This window comes from Candidatus Phyllobacterium onerii, from assembly GCF_028331445.1.
GTDB lineage: Bacteria > Pseudomonadota > Alphaproteobacteria > Rhizobiales > Rhizobiaceae > Phyllobacterium > Phyllobacterium onerii.
On sequence record NZ_JAQMHX010000014.1, the window covers coordinates 48,666 to 65,009 of the forward strand.

Genomic DNA, 16,344 nt, shown 5'->3' on the forward strand with positions numbered 1-16,344 from the left:
CAGATTTACTGATCGGCTTTGGTCTGACCCATGATTTCCTGTGCACTGAAATTGATGCCGCAGGTCGGGAAGGAATTGCCAACGAAGAAGTTGTCAGTTTCTTTTGAATAGAAACTGTCGCCGTCCTTGAAATTCGGATCTTCGACGATGGACAGGGGCAGCGAAATCGATTGCGGGACGACCTCTCCTTCAAGTGCGGCAATCGCAGTCTTGATGGCAACGGCAACCTGCGCAGGGCCAGTACCTGCAGAGGTGCATTTCAATCCATCCTTGGAGTATTCGGCGCAGAGCTTGCGGAAACCATTCTCCGTTTCACCGCCCACCGGAACGAAGGGATGTTTCGCGTCGATCATGGCACGCACAGTTCCGGTCGAGCCGCCCTGAACGGAAACCCCATCGAAATGCTTGTGCACGGCAATGGCGTCAGCCACGACCTTCTGCGCGGTGCCGTCATCCCAGCGGCCGACAACTTCTACGGATTCCCACTTTCCGCCAGATTTTTTCAGGACTTCCTGAATGCCTTCGTGACGATCACGATCGACGGACGTGCCGGTAACGCCGCGAACTTCAAGCAGCTTGCCTTTGTTGCCAGGCACATTCTTGACAAGCCAGTTGCCCCACAATTCGCCAAGGCCCTTCTGATCGACATTCACATTGACGGCCTCATCGGTATCGAGTGTGTTGTCGAAAGCAACGAGGATAACGCCGGCGGCATTGGCACGCTTGATGACGGGCTTGAATGCCGTCGGGTTCTGCGCGTTGACGACGATGGCGTCATAGCCGGAATTGATGAAATTATCGACTGCCGCGATCTGCGCAGCAACATCGTCGCCAGTCGAGACCACCTTGAATTCCTTCAGCTTGGCCTTCACCTCCGGCAAGGCAGCATAGGCCTTGGCGGTCTGAATCATCTGGATACGCCAGGTGTTGCCGATGAAACCGTTCGCAAGCGCTATGCGATACGGGCCTGCCTTCTTGGGCCATTGGAAAAACTTCGTTTCCGCCGTCAGCGGCTTGAAGCATTCCGCATCCTTGCTCGGACCTTTGACGATTTCGGGCCCCGCCGCATTGGCAGATACCGTCATCACCAGAGTGGCAGCTGTAGCGGCCAACAGATATTTAAGTGTCGTTTTCATTTCGGTTCCTCCTCCTTGTTAATTATCGTCTTGCTTGCCAATTACGGGGTTTGCACACCCCGCCGTGTCGTCTCCAGTGCATAGATCGAACTCGTAGCCGCAATGAACAGCCGCGACTTTTCCGGGCCGCCAAAGGTGAGATTGGCGACGACCTCGGGCACGAGAATCCGGCCAAGCCTTTTTCCATCAGGCGTGTAACAGTGAACGCCGTCCTCGGCGGATATCCACAATAGCCCCTCGGTGTCGACGCGCAGTCCGTCCGGCACCATGTCGATCTCCGCAACCACGCGGCTGTTCCCAAGGTTTCTTCCGTCGATCACCTCGAGAGCGCGCACGTTATGCGGACGCGAATTGTCGAAACCGAAGCCGTGACCGCGTGCACGCCCGGAATCGGCGATGTAGAGCACAGTTTCGTTGGGGGAGAAGGCGAGACCGTTCGGCCTGTCGAAATCATCCGCAACGACTTCTACAAGATGTGTGTCGGGATCCAGCCGGTAAACCTGATTGCTGCCGATCTCACTTGGCGCACGAATGCCTTCATGATCGGAAATGATGCCGTAGGGCGGATCGGTAAACCAGATGGAACCATCGGATTTGACCACCACATCATTGGGAGAATTCAGGCGCTTGCCCTTCCAGTGCGTGGCGAGAACCTCGTAGCTGCCATCCTTGCCGGTGCGGCTGACACAGCGTCCGCCATGTTCGCAGGAAATCATCGCACCGGTCCGGTCCAGCGTACTGCCATTGGTTCGTTGTGACGGCTGCCGGAACACCTGCAAGCCTTTATCCTGTGACCAGGACATCATCCGGTTATTGGGAATGTCAGAAAAGCGCAGTTCTTGCGTTTCGTTGATCCAGACCGGCCCTTCGGCCCAGATGAAGCCGGTCGCGATCTGCTCCAGCCTGGCGCCATTCGGAAAAAAAGACGCGAACTGTTCATCGTCCGATGAAAGAAAGTCCTCTCCCGTTCCCATGATTTGGCTCTCCCATGCCGATTTGTCATGCTTTTCACGCAGCCTATACGGCTGCTATCGTTTCCCGGTCTTCAGCCGCCGCTCACGTGTTGGTCTGTTATCGGCTGCAGGCATCTCCAGCAATTCAATGTAAGAAGAACGTGTCCATTCCATATGCCAGGCCAGCAATTCCACAACCTTCTCATTGTCGCCCCTCGTAACCAACTCAAGCAGGCGCTTGTGCTCTCCATGCGACTTTTCATTGAGTGCAGGATTGAGTGACAGCCGGTTGCGCAATGCCTGGATGCGGAACGCGATAACGGTGAACGTCTCGGACAGAAACTGATTTTCTGCGAGATCGAACATTGCTTGATGGAACATCCCGTCGAGAACGCGGTAATCCTGCGTGTTTCCATTTGCCATCGCCACGTCCATGTCAGCGACAAGCTCCGCCCAACGGCGGCGCAGGGCATCCCGATTGCGGTCCATGACCAAACGAACGGCGGCGAGTTCGAGTATGGAACGCATCTCGGCAAGTTGCACAACCTGGACCGAACTCATTTCGAAGACGAAGGTACCACGCTGGGGGTGGATCTCGACAAGGCCCTGACGCTTCAGTTCCAGAAGCGCCTCGCGTACCGGAGTCTTGCTGACGCCCAGTTCCTGAGCCAGCGCGAGTTCCGACAAGGGTTCGCCACACTGCAGCGTTCCGTGTACAATGCGGCTGCGAATATGCGCGGCCGCCTGTTCCGTCAGTGAAGGACCTCTTGCAAGCGTCAGGGTCACAAAGACATCTCCTGTCGTACTTATATCTGAGATATCATATATTAGCCGTATAGACACCTAGATACTTGTAGGGATGGTGAAGCAGATGGCGGAAATTCTCGTTAAGGCTGATGAGCTTGCGAAACGCCTGCTGGCCGCGCTTGTGGCCGAAGGCGTCCCTGATGAGGGAGCAGCCGCTACGACAAAAGCCCTGATGCACGCATCTCTCCTCGGCGTGGACAGTCATGGCGCCCGATTGATCACCCATTATTGCAAGGTCCTGCGCGGTGGGCGCGTCAATCCGCGAGCTGCTGTTTCCTGCCACCGCACGGGTCCTGCCACGGCCATGGTCGACGGCGACAATGGGCTTGGCCACCTAACCGCATATCGCGCTGTGGCTGTCGCCATCGAGCTCGCCCGGGAAAGCGGCATAGGTGCCGTTGGCGCGACCCGTTCCTCACATCTTGGGGCTGCAGGCGCTTATGCGCTCGCCATTGCGGAAGCAGGCATGATCGGCTTTGCCACCACCAATACCAATTCGGTCGTGGCGCTCTTCGACGGTGCCGAGCCATTTCACGGAACCAACCCGCTTGCCTTTGCCGCGCCGGTTAAGGGTGAAAAACCATGGCTGCTCGACATGGCAACTTCGTCCATCCCGCTCAACCGCGTCCTGCTTTACCGTTCCTTGGATAAAGAGTTGCCTGAAGGCGTTGCAGCGGACGCGGCCGGCGCCCCGACCCGCGATCCGAGTGTTGCGCAGATCCTGTTGCCACTTGGCGGTGCGGATTTCGGTTTCAAGGGTGCCGGACTTGCCGGGGTCGCGACACTACTTTCCGCCGTACTGACAGGTACGACACTCGACCCTGATTTTATCCCGATGGTCGACAGCGACGACATCTCAACGCCGCGCAATATGGGACATTTCGTTCTGGCTATCGATCCTGCACGCTTCGCAGGCGCGAACATCTTCGCCGCAGGCATACGTGCCTATCTCGATCAGCTTCGGGCAGTTCCCGCCGTTGATGGCGGGAAGGTCATGGCGCCGGGCGATCGCGAATGGGCCGTGGAAGAACAGCGCCTGCGAGACGGCATACCGCTCGACCCCGACACAGCGGCGTTTCTTGGCTTTTAGTCGGACCACCAATTTTTCCCATCAAAACCACTCAAAAAGAGTTGCACACCTCATTTCGCTGATCTAAGACTTTAGGCGGAGGAGAATTCTCGTGGGGAAGATGACGCTCGAAGACGTCGCCCGAGAAGCCGGTGTCAGTTTAGCAACGGTCGATCGTGTCGTGAACGGAAGGATCGGTGTGCACGCGCGCACCATCGAACGCGTCAATGCGGCCATCAAACAGCTGGGCTTTCTACCCGATCCACATGCGTCCCGGCTCGCTCGCGGACGCGACTATGATTTCCGCATCATTCTGCCGACCGGCGAAAATGAATTCATGATGGCCCTTGGCGCCGAGTTCCGCGCCACGCGCGAGCGGCAATTGCAAGAGCGTGTCCGCCTGTCGATCCAGCACGTCGATACGTTCGACGGCGAGGCGCTGGCGGCTGCTCTCGAAAGGCTCCCGTCCGGCATCGACGGTGTCGCCGTCGTTGCGCTTGATCATCCAGCCGTCACCGAGGCGATCAACGCGCTGGCAGACGCCGGTGTGGTCGTCCTTACCCTCGTGTCCGACGTACCGAATTCTCGGCGGGCGCATTATGTCGGCATCGACAACTTTGCCGCCGGACGGACAGCCGCCTCGCTGATCGGCCGCTTCGTCGGGCCGCGCAAGGGCAAGGTCGGCATGATCGCCGGGTCGCTGGCATTGCGCGATCACGTCGAGCGCCAATTCGGTTTCGAACAGATACTCTCCCGAGAATATCCAAACCTCGAAGTGCTCCCGGTGCGCGAGGCGCGCGACGAGAACGCACGCGTTGAGGCCGTTGCCCGATCGTTGCTGCGGGACCATCCGGACCTTGTCGCCATTTACAATGCTGGCGGCGGGCAAGCAGGCGTCATCGCTGCGCTCGAAGCGACAAACCACGTTTCCGATGTCATCTTCGTCGCGCACGAACTGACGCCCTCGACGCGCCGCCATCTCGTACGCGGCACAGTCGACGCGCTCATTAATCAGGATACGGGTCATATGGCGCGCAGCGCTGCCCGCATCCTGACTGCATTGCGCGAGGGACGTCCGATCGTGCCGGGTCAGGAACATATTCGCATCGATATATTTCTCAGGGACAACATGCCTTGACGGCAAATCTGGAATTGGAGGATTGACATGAAGACGATCAAGGGACCGGCCATTTTCCTCGCGCAGTTTGCGGGCGATGCAGCGCCGTTCAACTCGCTTGATGCCATGTGTGGATGGGCAGCAGGGCTGGGCTACAAGGGAATCCAGATACCGGCTTGGGATGGGCGCCTCATCGATCTGAAGAAGGCTTCGGATTCGAAGGACTACTGCGACGAGATCGCCGGTGTCGCCGCTTCGCATGGCCTGACCATCACCGAACTCGCGACCCACCTTCAGGGCCAGCTCGTTGCGGTTCATCCTGTCTATGACGAGTTGATGGACGGCTTTGCCGCCCCGGAAGTGCATGGCAATCCAAAGGCGCGGCAAGAGTGGGCAGTGGATCAGCTCAAGCGTGCCGCGCGCGCTTCAAAACACCTCGGCCTGAAGGCTATACCGACGTTCTCCGGCGCACTCGCCTGGCCGTTCCTTTATCCGTTTCCGCAGCGTCCGGCGGGTCTCGTTGAAGCGGCATTCGATGAACTGGCGAAACGCTGGACACCAATCCTGAATTATTTCGACGAGCAAGGTGTCGATGCAGCCTATGAGATCCATCCCGGTGAAGACCTGCACGACGGAATAACCTACGAGATGTTCCTTGAGCGGGTGAAAAATCATTCCCGCGCCAATCTGCTCTATGATCCGTCTCACTTCGTCCTGCAGCAGCTCGACTACCTCGACTATATCGACATCTACCACGAGAAGATCAAAGCCTTCCACGTCAAGGACGCCGAGTTCAATCCGACCGGACGGCAGGGCGTTTATGGCGGCTACCAGTCGTGGGTCGATCGTGCAGGCCGTTTCCGCTCGCTCGGCGACGGACAGGTTGATTTCGGTGCGGTCTTCTCCAAGCTGACCGCCTATGATTTCGATGGTTGGGCAGTGCTTGAATGGGAATGCGCCTTGAAGCACCCGGAGGATGGCGCACGCGAAGGTGCGCAGTTCATCGACGCGCACCTGATCCGCGTCACCGAGCGCGCTTTCGATGATTTTGCCGGCTCTGGTACCGATGACGCGGCCAATCGCCGTATTCTTGGCCTGAAATAGAGGATCGAACAATGGCTATTGGAGCATCCAAGGAGAAATCCGCAAGCCGCCGCATCCGTATCGGTATGGTTGGTGGCGGGCAGGGCGCGTTTATCGGCGCGGTCCACCGCATTGCACTGCGCATGGACGATCAGTATGAGCTCGTCGCAGGCGCGCTTTCTTCCGATCCGGCGCGCGCCAGAGCTTCCGCGAAGGAAATCGGTATCGCCGAAGACCGCGCCTACACCTCGTTCGAGGAGATGGCGAAGGCCGAGGCCAAGCGTCCTGACGGCATCGAAGCGGTTTCCATTGTCACGCCGAACCACATGCACGCCCCGGCGGCAAAGGCATTCCTGAAAGCGGGTATCCACGTCATCTGCGACAAACCGCTGACCACCACGGTCAAGGAGGCCAAGGAACTCGTGTCGCTGGTCAACAAGACCGGCAAGCTTTTCATCGTCACGCATAATTACACCGGCTATCCAATGATGCGGCAGGCGCGCGCCATGGTGGCAAAAGGCGTGCTCGGTGACATTCGGGTTGTGCAGGCCGAATATCCGCAAGACTGGATGACGGAAAAAACCGAAGCCACAGGCAACAAGCAGGCCGAATGGCGCATTGATCCGAAGCGCTCGGGTGCAGGCGGTGCCATCGGCGATATCGGCACGCACGCCTATAATCTTGCCTGCTTCGTTTCAGGCCTCAAGCTCAAGCAGCTCTGCGCTGAGCTCACCAGTTTTGGCGAGGGCAGGGTGCTCGACGACGATGTGCAGATCCTCATGCGCTTCGAGGGCGGTGCCAAGGGCATGATCTGGGCGAGCCAGGTGGCGCCAGGCAATGAGAACGGCCTCAAGCTGCGCATCTACGGCACCAAGGGCGGGCTGGAATGGACGCAGGCCGATCCGAACTATCTCTGGTACACGCCTTTCGGCAAACCGAAGCAATTGCTCACGCGCGGAGGTGCTGGCGCATCGCGGGAGGCAGCGCGTTTGACCCGCGTTCCGTCCGGCCATCCGGAAGGCTATCTCGAGGGCTTCGCGAATATCTACGCCGAGGCTGCGCAGGCGATCATTGCTGCACGAAGTGGAAAAAAGCAGCCTAAGGATGTGATTTTTCCGACTGTGGACGATGGGCTTGCGGGGATGGAATTCATCGAGGCTGCGGTGAAGTCGTCCAAGGCGGGCGGCGTTTGGACGAAGGTGTGATGAGCGACAACCCAACCAAGGCTGCGGCAGTGCCAGTGCTTGAAGCACGCGGTATAGCCAAGGCGTTCGGTCCGGTCGAGGTATTGACGGACATCAGCCTGCGCGTCATGCCCGGCGAGGTGCATGCCATCATCGGCGAAAACGGTGCCGGCAAGTCGACGCTGATGAAACTCCTGAGCGGACACCTCCAGCCGACGCGCGGCACCGTCGCGATGGACGGGGAACCGGTAAGTTTCGCCGGACCGGTCGACGCGGAACATCGTGGCCTGGTGCTGGTGCACCAGGAGATATTGCTGGCGCCGGACCTGACCGTCGCGCAAAACATCTTCATGGGACGCGAGTTGAAACGCGGGCTTATGGTCAATGACCGCGAGATGAACCGCCAATCGGCCGAGGCTGTGCAAAGTCTCGGAGCCGATATCGATCCGACGACGCAGATTTCGCGGCTTTCCATCGCCCGGCGCCAACTGGTCCAGATCGCTCGCGCACTTCAGGTGCCGCATCGCGTCGTGATCTTCGATGAGCCGACCGCGTCGCTGACACCGTTCGAAACGGAAGCGCTGCTGAAAGTTATCCGCGACCTTCGGGACAAGGGCGTGGCTATCCTTTACATCTCGCATCGCCTGCCCGAGGTTGGTGCAATCGCCGACCGTATAACGGTGCTGCGCGACGGCAAGCTCATCGCCACGCGCGAAGCCTCGGAACTGCAGCCGGTGGATATGGCGCGGCTGATGGTCGGGCGTGATATGTCGAAGCTCTATCCGGAGCGCGAAGATACGGCGAGCCATCAGAACGTGCTGGAGGTCCAGAACTTCGATGTTCCCGGATATGCACGCGATGCATCGTTCACCTTGCGCAAAGGCGAGATTTTGGGCTTTGCAGGGCTGATTGGCGCTGGCAGGACCGAACTTCTTGAAGGCATCGTCGGGTTGCGCACCGGCCATGGCGAGGTCAAGCTCAACGGCAATCCAGTCAAGTTCAAGACAGTTCGCGACAGTATGGCTGCGGGCATCGTTTACCTGAGCGAAGATCGCAAGGGCAAAGGGCTACTCCTTGCGCAGGATCTGCGCACGAACCTCACGCTGGCAACGCTGGAGAAGTTTACCAGAGGTCCGCTCATCGAGCGCAAGCGTGAGGATAACAGCCTCGACAAGGCGATCAGCGATTTCGATATTCGCGCCCGTCGCCGCGACCTTCTCGCCGGACAGCTCTCCGGCGGCAACCAGCAAAAGCTGCTTTTGGCCAAGATGATGCTGCTTGAACCCAGCATCGTCATCATCGACGAGCCGACACGCGGCATCGATATCGGCACCAAGGAACAGATCTATAAATTCATTTCCGATCTCGCCAAAACCGGCAAGTCGGTCATCGTGATCTCCTCGGAAATGCAGGAACTCATCGGCATATGCCACCGCATACTCGTCATGCGTTCGTCACGCATTGTCGGCGAGGTTACAGGCGAGGCAATGACCGAAGACGAAATCGTCGTCTACGCCACGGGCGTCAAAATCAACGAAGCAGAGCTTTACTCGGCGGGGAACGCATGACCGACACGAAAACAATCACCGACACACGCGGTTTTGGCCGCAAGCTGGCGGATCTCGACAAGACGGCCGTTGCGCCATTCCTGGCGCTTGCCGCGTTGTTCGTTCTCGGCGCGCTGGTCAATCCAAATTTCCTGTCGATCGACAACCTGCTCAACGTCCTCACCCGGTCGTCATTCATAGCGATCATTGCGATTGGCGCGACATTCGTCATCTCCGCCGGCGGTCTCGATCTGTCGGTTGGTTCCATGGCGGCGCTTGTCGCCGGCATCATGATCCTGTTCCTGAATTCGGGAGCAATCGATGGCGACATGGCCATGCTGGCCACGGGCATTGTCGTTGCGATCGGTGTCGGCGCTCTTGCGGGGCTGCTCAACGGCGCCGTTATCACCATCGGCAAGATAGAACCCTTCATCGTCACGCTCGGCACCATGGCGATCTTCCGGTCGGTCACGGTCTGGCTGGCGGATGGCGGTTCGATCGCAATGAAATCCATTGCGATGCGCAATATGTTCCGCCCGGTCTACACCGGCGTGTTTCTCGGCCTGCCGATACCGGTATGGGTCATCATCGCCGCGGGCCTGCTCGGCGCGTTCATCCTTTACAAGACGTCGTTCGGACGGCATGTGGTCGCTGTCGGTTCAAACGAGGATGTGGCAAAATATTCGGGGATCCACGTCAATCGCGTCCGCGCCATGACCTATATCATTCAAGGCATCTGCGTCGCCATCGCCGTCGTCGTCTACGTCCCCCGCCTCGGCGCCGCGACCACGACAACAGGCATGCTATGGGAGCTGCAGGCGATCACCGCAGTGGTCATCGGCGGCACTGCACTGCGTGGCGGTGTCGGCCGCATCTGGGGGACGATCTGCGGCGCCTTCATGCTGGAGATCGTCGGCAACATCATGGTGCTTTCGAATATCGTCAGTGAATATCTGATCGGCGCGGTACAGGGCACGATCATCATTATCGCCATGCTGGTTCAACGAACGCTGCAAAAGAAAAAATAGTCGGCAGACTATACACATAAGGGGGCGGGAGGCTGCTCCTTCTAAGGGAACGGGGGGAAAAGGGCCACCCACCGAGCCGCAATCAAGGCCCGAGCTAAATTGGGAGAAACCAAATGCGTAAACTTTTGATCGGTCTTGCCGGGGCGGCGCTCGCTTCGACCATGACCTTCGCCTACGCTCAGGACAAAAAAGAGGTCAACATCGCTGTCTCCATTCCGGCGGCAGATCATGGCTGGACAGGCGGCGTTGTCTACCACGCCGAACGGGCTGCCAAGCTTCTTGAAGCTGCTCATCCGGGCCTCAAGATCACCATCAAGACTTCGCCGGATGGTGCATCGCAGGCAAATGCACTGGAAGATCTGACGACGCAGGGCATCGACGCCCTCGTTACGCTGCCGCACAATTCCGACGAACTGACCGATCCGCTGCGTCAGGTCAAGGAAAAGGGCGTGTTTGTCACCGTGGTTGACCGCGCTCTGTCGGATCCGACGATTCAGGATCTCTACGTTGCCGGTAACAACCCGGAGCTCGGCCGCGTCGCTGGCGAGTACCTCAAGGATACGCTGAAGACAGGCGATGTCGTCGTTATCCGTGGTCTGCCGATCGTCATCGACGAAGAGCGCCAGAAGGGTTTTGACGATGCAATCGCCGGCAGCGGCATCAAGGTTCTCGACAAGCAGTTTGGTAACTGGTCGCGCGACGATGCCTTCAAGATCATGCAGGACTACCTGACCAAATTTCCGAAGATCGACGCTGTGTGGTGCCAGGATGACGATATGGCTGTCGGCGTACTCGAGGCCATCAGCCAGGCAAAGCGCACTGACATCAAGATGGTCATCGGCGGTGCCGGCATGAAGGACATGATCAAGCGCGTTGCCGACGGCGATGCAATGACACCGATCAACGTGCTCTATCCGCCTTCAATGATTGCGACGGCAATGGAACTCACGGTCGCAAACTTCTACGACCAGGTTCCTGTGCGCGGCAAATACATCCTCGATGCCACACTGGTCACCAAGGATAACGCCAAGGAGTTCTACTTCCCGGATTCGCCCTTCTGATCTGAGACGCATATCCCATTGAAAAAGAAAGGGCCCGCAAGGGCCCTTTTTGTTTGGTCAGGGTTGGCGCCGGGGGGACTCTAACCCCGACGCCACCCTGTTGCGGCAAGCAGGAATATGGCTGTAACAGCGGTCATGCTATGGCCAATGCTTGCTGCAAATTGGCAGGTCTTTTTAACTTGAGTTATTGACTCTCGTTTAGGTTGAGTAATAAAGATGAATAAGATAGTCAAGTTTAAATAAGCGGGATGATGCGGGCAGCGTTGTCCCGGACAAAAAGGAACAGAAAAGGCTCACTGCCATGTCCCCACGTCAAATCATCGATATGCAGGTGCGTCTCCCCAACACTGCGCCGGTTCGCGCCAATCTTTCCGCGTCGATACAAAAGGACATCCGCGTCTACGGTAGCGACATCCTTTTCGACGGCACCAATGAGGTTGGTATTGAACACGCTGGCTCTCTCTACCGACTCAAAATCACCCGGCAGGGCAAACTGATCCTGAATAAATAGTTCCCATCAACAGGCTAGAAACATGACTGACGCAGTAAAACCAACACCCGAGGCAATTCGGCAGGCGCGGGCGGACAACCCGAAAATGCGCGAGCGCGATCTTGCGCAACAGCTGCAGATCTCGGAAGCCGATCTGGTGGCCGCCAATTGCGGGATCAATGTCGTTCGCATCAACCCGCACATCGAAACCTTTCTGACTGAAATCGAATCGCTTGGCGAAGTGATGGCGCTCACCCGCAACGAAAGCGCCGTACATGAGAAGATCGGTGTCTATGACAAGCCGATCGTTGGCAAGCACGCCTCCATGCTGCTCGGCGAGCAGATCGATATGCGGCTTTTTCCCAATGCCTGGGCACATGGCTTTGCCGTCGAAAAGCAGGACGGCGAAGACGTACGCCGCAGCCTGCAATTTTTCGATGCAGCCGGCGAGGCCATCCACAAGATCCACCTTCGCCCAGCCTCCAATCTGGAAGCCTACCAAACTCTCGTAGCCAAACTTCGTCTCGATGATCAGTCACAGTCCGTGCAACTGACAGCCCTGCCGAAGCCGGAGGAAAAAACCGCAGAGCTTGAAGAGTTGGACGCGACCGGCTTGCGCGACCGCTGGACCCAGATGAAGGATGTACACGAATTTTTCGGCATCCTGCGTTCACTGAATATGACCCGTCATCAGGCGGTACAGGTGATCGGACAAGACTACGCGTGGCAACTCGATACGGCCGCATTGACCGCAATGATGCACGATGCAGCGCAGGAGCAACTGCCGATCATGTGCTTTGTCGGTAATCGCGGCTGCATCCAGATTCATTCGGGACCAATTCACAACGTGAAGCCGATGGGTCCGTGGATCAACATCCTCGACGAAACCTTTCATATGCATCTGCGTACCGATCACATTGCCGAGCTTTGGGCAGTGCGCAAGCCTACCAAGGACGGGCATGTTACCTCGCTCGAAGCCTATGGCGTCGAGGGCGACATGATCGTCCAGTTCTTCGGCAAGCGCCATGAGGGCTCCGGCGAACGTGGCGATTGGCGTCAGCTTGTCGAAGCTCTGCCACGCCTCATGCGCGCCGCGGCATAGGAAATGACAATGAACAGATTTCCCCTCATGGTAGCAGCGCTTGGCATTCTGGCGCTGCCGGCGAATGCAGTTGCCGAAGAAATCTCCGGCCCCATTCCCGATGCAAGTCGTGTAGTCTCCATCGGCGGGTCGATCACCGAGATCATCTATGATCTGGGTGAAGAGGGACGGTTGGTCGGTCGCGATACGACCAGCGTTTTCCCCGAAGCTGTGCACAAGATACCTGACGTCGGATACATGCGTGCGTTGTCGCCGGAAGGCGTTTTGTCGATTAACCCGACTGCGATCATTGCCGTCGAAGGTTCGGGCCCGCGTGAAGCTATCGACGTGTTGAAAAAAGCCAGCGTGCCTTTCGTGTTCGTTCCCGAAAACTACACCGCCGAAAGTGTGTCGGAAAAAATCCGGATTGTCGGCAAGGCACTTGGCGTTGAAGACAAGGCCGAGAAGCTATCTGCCAAAGTCGAGAAGGAATTGGCGGCAGCAGAAGCCGAAACCAAAAATATCAAGACCCGCAAACGTGTGCTCTTCGTCCTGAGTGCCACAGGCGGCAAGATCATGGCAGCAGGCACCAAGACGGCGGCTGACGGCATTATCGAACTTGCAGGCGGCGACAACGTCGTCACTGGATATTCCGGCTACAAAACAATGACAGAGGAAGCGATCCTCACGGCACAGCCGGATGTGATTCTCGTGATGGATGTCCACGGTCCGCGCGCTATAGCTGATGCCGACCTTCTGGCCAACAAGGCAATTGCAGCGACGCCTGCCGGCCAATCAAAGAACATCGTGCGCATGGGCGGGCAGTATCTGCTCGGCTTCGGGCCGCGGACGGCAAAAGCGGTGCATGATCTGGCCAAGGCATTCTACGGATCTGAAGCGAGCCAATGAGCGAGTCTGTCTTGATGCGACCTGCCGTTCTTCGGTCTGGGCAAGGTAAAACCCGTCCGGAAGGCGACCGTTCATTCCTGGCCAAGGGCGTCATCGTCTTGCTGGGTTTGGCTCTGCTGGCGACGATGCTGTTCAGCCTTACGGCCGGCGCTTCCGACGCATCGGTCATCCCGGTTATCAGCGCTTTGGTGCGAGGCGCAAGCAGTGACAATAATGTCCTCTCCCTGCGCGACAGCATCATTATCTGGGATATAAGGTTGCCGCGCATTATCCTCGGCGCGATGATCGGAGCGTCGCTTGCTGTCTCCGGTGCGGTGATGCAGGGCTTGTTTCGCAATCCGCTCGCGGATCCCGGTATTGTCGGCGTGTCTGCGGGTGCGGGACTTGGAGCCGTCAGCGTCATTGTCCTTGGTGGAACGGTGCTGGCACCCTTCATTGCGACCTTCAGTTTATTCGCCCTGCCGGTTGCTGCCTTTATCGGCGCGCTTGTTTTCACGCTCATTCTCTATGCCGTTGCCACGCGGCGCGGACAAACCTCCATCGCCACAATGCTTCTGGCCGGTATTGCACTTGGCGCCATGGCCATGGCGTATATAGGCCTCCTGACATTTCTTGCCGATGACAGGCAGCTCCGCGATCTGACATTCTGGACGCTGGGATCACTCGCTGGTTCCAATTGGGCCAAGATGGCTACGGCTGGTCCCTTCATCGTGTTGGCGCTGCTGGTTTCTCCCTTTCTTGGGCGCGGCCTCAATGCCCTCGCACTTGGTGAAGCCTCCGCAAGCCACCTTGGCATTCCGGTCCAGCGTTTCAAGCGCGTGGCCATCATTGTGGTCGCTGCTGCAACCGGCGCATCGGTTGCCGTCAGCGGTGGCATCGGCTTCGTCGGCGTTGTCGTGCCACATTTGCTCCGTCTGGTCATAGGACCGGACCATCGCTATCTGCTTCCGGCGTCGGCACTCCTGGGCGCGAGCCTGCTGCTGCTGGCGGACGCAGTCAGCCGCACCATCGTCGCCCCTTCGGAATTGCCTATTGGCATCGTTACGGCAGCCGTCGGTGCGCCTTTCTTCCTATGGATACTGCTGCGTCGCCGCGGCATTGTGGATCTTTGACCATGATCAGCCTTTCCGACGTCAGCGTCGTGCTTGGACGCAAGGCCATTATCAAAGAGGCGAGTTTCAATGCTCAGGCAGGGGCGTTGACTGTCATCGTCGGCCCGAACGGTTCAGGCAAGACGACGCTGATGCGAGCGCTTTCCGGCGATCTGCCTTTCACCGGACGCATAACGATCAACGGACACCCGCTCGGCCATCTGAAACCGTGGCAGATGGCCGCGATGCGGGCAATCCTGCCGCAATCGACCTCGCTGTCCTTTCCATTCACCGTACGCGAAATCGTCAGGCTCGGTCTTACCAGCGGCCGCTCCGGTGCGACGCATGATGTTGCCGAAAACCTCCCCGATGAAGCGCTGGCACTCGTCGATCTTGCTGGCTTTGGCCGTCGTTTCTACCAGGAGCTTTCCGGCGGCGAACAGCAGCGCGTACAACTCGCACGCGTTCTGTGCCAGGTCTGGCAGCCGGTTCTGGATGGGCAGCCGCGCTTTCTGTTTCTTGACGAGCCCGTCTCCAGTCTCGATATCAAGCATCAGCTCATCATCATGCAGATCGCCCACGCCTTTGCCACGCGTGGCGGTGGCGTGATCGCGATCCTGCACGATCTCAACCTGACCTCTATGTATGCGGACCGCGTCGTGGTCATGCACGGGGGCCGTATCGATAGCGTGGGTACGCCCGCGGAGGTCCTTACGGACGACCGTATCCTGCGTGTCTATGAGTGTGCGTTGAAAGTTGGCGCCTTGCCCGACAAACATGTGCCTTTTGTCTTGCCGCAGTCGGCAGTGATGTGAACTCCAGCTGCCCGTCTATAAAAGTCGCGGGTCGAACGTGAACGGCTCCAATGTGAGCACTTTGATCTCCGCCGCCAATCGATGCGAATGATTGATCAGCACGTTGATATCGGGCGAACCGGCGATAGGAACAATCGCTGACGGCACCATCAGCAGCGGTGATGTCTTGGCCTTGTGCCAATCATCGCCCATACCTTGGGTCAGGCCCTCCTGCCGTCGCCAGTCTGATGGCAAAGATTGGACTGCGATGTTCTCGACAGGAATATTGTCCGGCACCTCATAGGTCACCATAGCGAGCTCCGGCAAAAGTGTCGGATCTTCGACATGCACCAGCTTGTCAAGGACGCAAAGGGCGGGCGACGTCGCACAATAGGTCACCGCATGGCCAACGCTGTTCCAGCGGCCATCGAACAACAGTCCATAGCCGCCGTCGAAAGTCTCCGCATGCTGTTTGCCGGATAATCGCCAAAGCCGCATTAGGACCTCTAGGCGGCTGCACCCCAGGCGATCTTGCCAAGAATGGTTTCGATGACGCGGGCGCCAGCTTCGGTCTGCGCAATCACAAGCGGCGTTTCGCCGCCGAGTTCAGCCAGCGTTCGACGCAACCAGCGGTTGGCCTTTTCCTTGTCGCCAAACGTTTCTTCAGCCAGTGTCTGGATACGCATCAAACGGACTGTCCTGTCGGACTCGTCAACAGTCAGCGGCTGCTTCTTGTCGGCGCGGTGCCGCCTCGTTCGCTGAGGAATAACGAATTGCTCGATTTCCTGATTGGTCAGTCCAGCAAGGGTCAAGCCTTTGAGAGCACTCAAAGGCAGGCGATTGCGAACAGCCATGGCGAGATCCGCCTGCGAACGAACTTCAGACCCGAGCACCAGCGTCCCACCGAGCTTTCGGGCAACTTCCTCGACAATGACTTTTGACATCTACGTGCTCCCTTGCGGCAACTTGCTTCAATATAGACGGCATATTGCCG

Annotated in this window: 17 protein-coding genes; 12 read left to right on the plus strand and 5 right to left on the minus strand. The window is 58.2% G+C overall.

Features of this window, described 5'->3' with window-relative positions:
* Window positions 1–5 precede the first annotated feature (5 nt).
* From PHA01_RS24010 to PHA01_RS24020, 3 genes are read right to left on the minus strand one after another with little or no spacing between them, the layout of a single operon-like run.
* On the minus strand, window positions 6–1,136 hold the full coding sequence (locus PHA01_RS24010; protein WP_224506578.1) for a sugar ABC transporter substrate-binding protein: 1,131 nt from the start codon (window positions 1,134–1,136) through the stop codon (window positions 6–8).
* Window positions 1,137–1,177: 41 nt separating this feature from the next.
* Window positions 1,178–2,110 (minus strand): SMP-30/gluconolactonase/LRE family protein, encoded by a 933-nt coding sequence (locus tag PHA01_RS24015; protein WP_271898819.1) that lies wholly within the window; start codon window positions 2,108–2,110, stop codon window positions 1,178–1,180.
* 54 nt (window positions 2,111–2,164) lie between these two features.
* The gene (locus PHA01_RS24020; protein WP_271898820.1) at window positions 2,165–2,875 is read right to left on the minus strand and encodes a GntR family transcriptional regulator; all 711 of its coding nucleotides are present in this window, start codon (window positions 2,873–2,875) and stop codon (window positions 2,165–2,167) included.
* Window positions 2,876–2,960: 85 nt separating this feature from the next.
* On the opposite strand from PHA01_RS24020, the gene PHA01_RS24025 reads away from it, so the two are divergent.
* The 12 genes from PHA01_RS24025 to PHA01_RS24080 all read left to right on the plus strand — a co-directional run bounded on the left by PHA01_RS24025 (window position 2,961) and on the right by PHA01_RS24080 (window position 15,371).
* Entirely contained in the window at window positions 2,961–3,986 is a 1,026-nt protein-coding gene (locus PHA01_RS24025) for an Ldh family oxidoreductase (protein ID WP_271898821.1), read from the plus strand.
* A 100-nt stretch (window positions 3,987–4,086) separates the two neighbouring features.
* A complete protein-coding gene (locus PHA01_RS24030) occupies window positions 4,087–5,103 on the plus strand; it encodes a LacI family DNA-binding transcriptional regulator (protein WP_224506654.1) in 1,017 nt (338 codons plus the stop codon).
* A 27-nt stretch (window positions 5,104–5,130) separates the two neighbouring features.
* Window positions 5,131–6,186 carry a sugar phosphate isomerase/epimerase family protein gene (locus tag PHA01_RS24035; protein ID WP_224506574.1) on the plus strand — a complete coding sequence of 352 codons (1,056 nt, stop codon included), beginning with the start codon at window positions 5,131–5,133 and terminating at the stop codon, window positions 6,184–6,186.
* Window positions 6,187–6,197: 11 nt separating this feature from the next.
* Window positions 6,198–7,370, plus strand: a complete 1,173-nt coding sequence (locus PHA01_RS24040; RefSeq protein WP_271898822.1) for a Gfo/Idh/MocA family protein — start codon at window positions 6,198–6,200, stop codon at window positions 7,368–7,370.
* Window positions 7,370–8,917: a sugar ABC transporter ATP-binding protein gene (locus tag PHA01_RS24045; RefSeq protein ID WP_271898823.1), complete on the plus strand. Its 1,548-nt coding sequence runs from the start codon at window positions 7,370–7,372 to the stop codon at window positions 8,915–8,917. Before PHA01_RS24040 ends, PHA01_RS24045 begins: the two co-directional genes overlap by 1 nt.
* Window positions 8,914–9,924, plus strand: coding sequence for an ABC transporter permease (locus PHA01_RS24050; protein ID WP_271898824.1), 1,011 nt, complete (start codon window positions 8,914–8,916; stop codon window positions 9,922–9,924). Before PHA01_RS24045 ends, PHA01_RS24050 begins: the two co-directional genes overlap by 4 nt.
* A 113-nt stretch (window positions 9,925–10,037) precedes the next feature.
* Window positions 10,038–10,985 (plus strand): substrate-binding domain-containing protein, encoded by a 948-nt coding sequence (locus PHA01_RS24055; protein ID WP_271898825.1) that lies wholly within the window; start codon window positions 10,038–10,040, stop codon window positions 10,983–10,985.
* Window positions 10,986–11,286: 301 nt separating this feature from the next.
* On the plus strand, window positions 11,287–11,496 hold the full coding sequence (gene hemP, locus PHA01_RS24060) for a hemin uptake protein HemP (protein ID WP_271898826.1): 210 nt from the start codon (window positions 11,287–11,289) through the stop codon (window positions 11,494–11,496).
* Window positions 11,497–11,518: 22 nt separating this feature from the next.
* Window positions 11,519–12,577 carry a hemin-degrading factor gene (locus PHA01_RS24065; protein WP_271898827.1) on the plus strand — a complete coding sequence of 353 codons (1,059 nt, stop codon included), beginning with the start codon at window positions 11,519–11,521 and terminating at the stop codon, window positions 12,575–12,577.
* 9 nt (window positions 12,578–12,586) lie between these two features.
* Complete coding sequence (locus PHA01_RS24070; protein ID WP_271898828.1) at window positions 12,587–13,465, plus strand: heme/hemin ABC transporter substrate-binding protein; 879 nt, start codon at window positions 12,587–12,589, stop codon at window positions 13,463–13,465.
* A 14-nt stretch (window positions 13,466–13,479) separates the two neighbouring features.
* The gene (locus tag PHA01_RS24075; protein ID WP_271898869.1) at window positions 13,480–14,577 is read left to right on the plus strand and encodes a FecCD family ABC transporter permease; all 1,098 of its coding nucleotides are present in this window, start codon (window positions 13,480–13,482) and stop codon (window positions 14,575–14,577) included.
* 2 nt (window positions 14,578–14,579) lie between these two features.
* Window positions 14,580–15,371: a heme ABC transporter ATP-binding protein gene (locus PHA01_RS24080; protein ID WP_271898829.1), complete on the plus strand. Its 792-nt coding sequence runs from the start codon at window positions 14,580–14,582 to the stop codon at window positions 15,369–15,371.
* A gap of 15 nt (window positions 15,372–15,386) precedes the next feature.
* Here the strand turns inward: PHA01_RS24080 and PHA01_RS24085 are convergent, their stop codons facing one another.
* Both PHA01_RS24085 and parS read right to left on the minus strand, forming a co-directional pair.
* Window positions 15,387–15,848, minus strand: coding sequence for an RES family NAD+ phosphorylase (locus tag PHA01_RS24085; RefSeq protein ID WP_271898830.1), 462 nt, complete (start codon window positions 15,846–15,848; stop codon window positions 15,387–15,389).
* 8 nt (window positions 15,849–15,856) lie between these two features.
* Window positions 15,857–16,294: a type II RES/Xre toxin-antitoxin system antitoxin gene (gene parS, locus PHA01_RS24090; protein WP_224506566.1), complete on the minus strand. Its 438-nt coding sequence runs from the start codon at window positions 16,292–16,294 to the stop codon at window positions 15,857–15,859.
* Window positions 16,295–16,344 lie beyond the last annotated feature (50 nt).

What these genes read in the sequence shown, in the direction of transcription:
- PHA01_RS24010 (WP_224506578.1), bottom strand. Translation starts at nt 1,136, where the DNA reads ATGAAAACGACACTTAAATATCTGTTGGCCGCTACAGCTGCCACTCTG.
- PHA01_RS24015 (WP_271898819.1), bottom strand. Translation starts at nt 2,110, where the DNA reads ATGGGAACGGGAGAGGACTTTCTTTCATCGGACGATGAACAGTTCGCG.
- PHA01_RS24025 (WP_271898821.1), top strand. Translation starts at nt 2,961, where the DNA reads ATGGCGGAAATTCTCGTTAAGGCTGATGAGCTTGCGAAACGCCTGCTG.
- PHA01_RS24030 (WP_224506654.1), top strand. Translation starts at nt 4,087, where the DNA reads ATGACGCTCGAAGACGTCGCCCGAGAAGCCGGTGTCAGTTTAGCAACG.
- PHA01_RS24035 (WP_224506574.1), top strand. Translation starts at nt 5,131, where the DNA reads ATGAAGACGATCAAGGGACCGGCCATTTTCCTCGCGCAGTTTGCGGGC.
- PHA01_RS24040 (WP_271898822.1), top strand. Translation starts at nt 6,198, where the DNA reads ATGGCTATTGGAGCATCCAAGGAGAAATCCGCAAGCCGCCGCATCCGT.
- PHA01_RS24045 (WP_271898823.1), top strand. Translation starts at nt 7,370, where the DNA reads ATGAGCGACAACCCAACCAAGGCTGCGGCAGTGCCAGTGCTTGAAGCA.
- PHA01_RS24050 (WP_271898824.1), top strand. Translation starts at nt 8,914, where the DNA reads ATGACCGACACGAAAACAATCACCGACACACGCGGTTTTGGCCGCAAG.
- PHA01_RS24055 (WP_271898825.1), top strand. Translation starts at nt 10,038, where the DNA reads ATGCGTAAACTTTTGATCGGTCTTGCCGGGGCGGCGCTCGCTTCGACC.
- hemP (WP_271898826.1), top strand. Translation starts at nt 11,287, where the DNA reads ATGTCCCCACGTCAAATCATCGATATGCAGGTGCGTCTCCCCAACACT.
- PHA01_RS24065 (WP_271898827.1), top strand. Translation starts at nt 11,519, where the DNA reads ATGACTGACGCAGTAAAACCAACACCCGAGGCAATTCGGCAGGCGCGG.
- PHA01_RS24070 (WP_271898828.1), top strand. Translation starts at nt 12,587, where the DNA reads ATGAACAGATTTCCCCTCATGGTAGCAGCGCTTGGCATTCTGGCGCTG.
- PHA01_RS24075 (WP_271898869.1), top strand. Translation starts at nt 13,480, where the DNA reads ATGCGACCTGCCGTTCTTCGGTCTGGGCAAGGTAAAACCCGTCCGGAA.
- PHA01_RS24080 (WP_271898829.1), top strand. Translation starts at nt 14,580, where the DNA reads ATGATCAGCCTTTCCGACGTCAGCGTCGTGCTTGGACGCAAGGCCATT.
- PHA01_RS24085 (WP_271898830.1), bottom strand. Translation starts at nt 15,848, where the DNA reads ATGCGGCTTTGGCGATTATCCGGCAAACAGCATGCGGAGACTTTCGAC.
- parS (WP_224506566.1), bottom strand. Translation starts at nt 16,294, where the DNA reads ATGTCAAAAGTCATTGTCGAGGAAGTTGCCCGAAAGCTCGGTGGGACG.